Origin of the sequence: Streptomyces phytophilus (assembly GCF_013870535.1) — a bacterium.
GTDB classification, from domain to species: Bacteria; Actinomycetota; Actinomycetes; order Streptomycetales; family Streptomycetaceae; genus Streptomyces; species Streptomyces phytophilus.
This window is the reverse complement of record NZ_JACBXC010001091.1, coordinates 1-2,078: the sequence shown is the minus strand read 5'-3', so window position 1 is coordinate 2,078 and position 2,078 is coordinate 1. Positions and strand designations below refer to the sequence as shown.

At 73.3% G+C, this 2,078-nt stretch carries 4 protein-coding genes; all 4 read right to left on the bottom strand.

Going from position 1 to position 2,078, the window contains the following annotated elements; translation table 11 throughout:
- The coding region (hisF, locus tag H5J30_RS29390) for an imidazole glycerol phosphate synthase subunit HisF (protein ID WP_258563589.1) at positions 1 to 332 on the bottom strand (332 nt) is incomplete at its 3' end.
- Complete coding sequence (locus tag H5J30_RS29385) at positions 329 to 751, bottom strand: Rid family hydrolase (protein WP_181790339.1); 423 nt, start codon at positions 749 to 751, stop codon at positions 329 to 331. The genes H5J30_RS29385 and hisF, both read right to left, overlap by 4 nt.
- The gene (priA, locus tag H5J30_RS29380; RefSeq protein ID WP_181790336.1) at positions 751 to 1,491 is read right to left on the bottom strand and encodes a bifunctional 1-(5-phosphoribosyl)-5-((5-phosphoribosylamino)methylideneamino)imidazole-4-carboxamide isomerase/phosphoribosylanthranilate isomerase PriA; all 741 of its coding nucleotides are present in this window, start codon (positions 1,489 to 1,491) and stop codon (positions 751 to 753) included. The genes H5J30_RS29385 and priA overlap by 1 nt, the downstream gene beginning before the upstream one ends.
- Positions 1,491 to 2,078, bottom strand: a 588-nt coding sequence (hisH, locus tag H5J30_RS29375) for an imidazole glycerol phosphate synthase subunit HisH (protein ID WP_181790334.1), incomplete at its 5' end; no start/stop codon positions are given. The genes priA and hisH, both read right to left, overlap by 1 nt.

Here is a 2,078-nt window from a genome sequence, read left to right as displayed (position 1 = left end):
GGCCGGGCGATGGCCGCGGTGTTGACGCCGACCTTGTCGGCGCCCGCGCGCAGCAGCCGGTCGACGTCGGCCACCGTGCGCACGCCGCCGCCGACCGTGAGCGGGATGAAGACCTGCTCGGCCGTGCGGCGCACCATCTCGTACGTCGTCTCGCGGTCGCCGGAGGACGCGGTGATGTCGAGGAACGTCAGCTCGTCGGCGCCCTCCGCGTCGTACACCTTCGCCATCTCGACGGGGTCGCCGGCGTCGCGCAGGTTGCGGAAGTTGACGCCCTTGACGACCCGGCCGCCGTCCACGTCGAGGCAGGGGATGACCCGTACCGCCAGGGTCATGCGCCGGCCGCTTCCCGGGAGCCGCCGGGGCGGTACGCCTCGACCTCGACCTCGACGACCAGCCGCGAGTCGACGAAGCCGGAGACGATGAGCAGCGACGCCGCGGGGCGGATGGCGTCGAACAGCTCCTTGTGCGCCCCGCCGACCGCCTCCACGTCGCGCGCGTGGGTGAGGTACATCCGGGTGCGCACGATGTCCTCGCGCTCCAGGCCGACCCTCTTCAGCGCCTCGAACGCGACACCGAAGGAGGTCATGGCCTGGGTGTGCGGATCGCCCTCGCCGACGATCACGCCGTCCACGACGGACGTGCAGCCGGCCACCAGCACGAGGCCGTTCGGCAGCTCCACCGCGCGCGAGTAGCCGAACTCCTCCTCCCAGGGGGCACCGGACGAGATTCGACGTACACCGCCACCGGCCATCAGGACACCGCCTCCAACGCCTCTTCCATCGTGAACGCCTTCGCGTAGAGCGCCTTCCCGACGATCGCGCCTTCGACTCCCGCGGGGACCAGCGTGGCGATGGCCCGCAGGTCGTCGAGGGAGGAGACGCCGCCGGAGGCGACGACCGGCCGGTCGGTGGCGGCGCAGACATCGCGCAGCAGTTGCAGGTTGGGGCCCTGGAGCGTGCCGTCCTTGTTGATGTCGGTGACCACGTACCGCGCGCAGCCCTCGGCATCGAGCCGGGCCAGGGTCTCGAACAGGTCGCCGCCGTCGCGGGTCCAGCCGCGGCCGCGCAGCGTGGTGCCGCGGACGTCGAGGCCGACGGCGATGCGGTCGCCGTGCTCGGCGATGACCCCGGCGACCCACTCCGGCGACTCCAGGGCGGCGGTGCCGAGGTTGACGCGGGTGCAGCCGGTGGCCAGGGCGGCGGCCAGCGACGCGTCGTTGCGGATGCCGCCGGACAGCTCGACCCTGATGTCCATCGACCTGACGACCTCGCCGATACGGGCGCGGTTGTCGCCGGTGCCGAAGGCGGCGTCGAGGTCGACGAGGTGCAGCCACTCGGCGCCGGCCCGCTGCCAGGCGAGCGCGGCCTCCAGCGGGTCGCCGTAGCCGGTCTCGGTGCCGGACTCGCCGTGCACGAGGCGTACGGCCTGGCCGTCGCGGACGTCGACGGCCGGCAGCAGCTCCAGGGCGGTGGTGATCTCGCGGGGCGTCATCAGAGGGTCTCGATCCAGTTCTTGAGGAGCAGGGCACCGGCGTCGCCGGACTTCTCGGGGTGGAACTGGGCGGCCCACAGGGGTCCGTTCTCGACGGCTGCGACGAACGGCTCGCCGTGGGTGCTCCAGGTGACGGCGGGCGAGGTGATGCGCGGGTTGTGCACCTCCAGCTCCCAGCGGCGGGCCGCGTAGGAGTGGACGAAGTAGAAGCGCTCCGCGGCGTCGATGCCCGCGAACATCCGGGAGCCGGGTGCGGCCTCGACCGTGTTCCAGCCCATGTGCGGCACGACGTCGGCCTTGAGCGCCTCGACCGTGCCCGGCCACTCGCCCATGCCGTCGGTCCGCACGCCGTGCTCGACGCCCTGCTCGAAGAGGATCTGCATGCCGACGCAGATGCCCAGCACCGGCCGGCCGCCGGCGAGCCGGCGCTCGACGACCCAGTCGCCGCGGGCCTGCTTCAGCCCGCCCATGCAGGCGGCGAAGGCGCCGACGCCGGGCACCAGCAGGCCGTCGGCGGCCATCGCCCGGTCGTAGTCCCCGGTGATCTCCACGTCGGCGCCGGCGCGGGCGACGGCGCGCTCGGCGGA

What these genes read in the sequence shown, in the direction of transcription:
- H5J30_RS29385 (WP_181790339.1), bottom strand. Translation starts at nt 751, where the DNA reads ATGGCCGGTGGCGGTGTACGTCGAATCTCGTCCGGTGCCCCCTGGGAG.
- priA (WP_181790336.1), bottom strand. Translation starts at nt 1,491, where the DNA reads ATGACGCCCCGCGAGATCACCACCGCCCTGGAGCTGCTGCCGGCCGTC.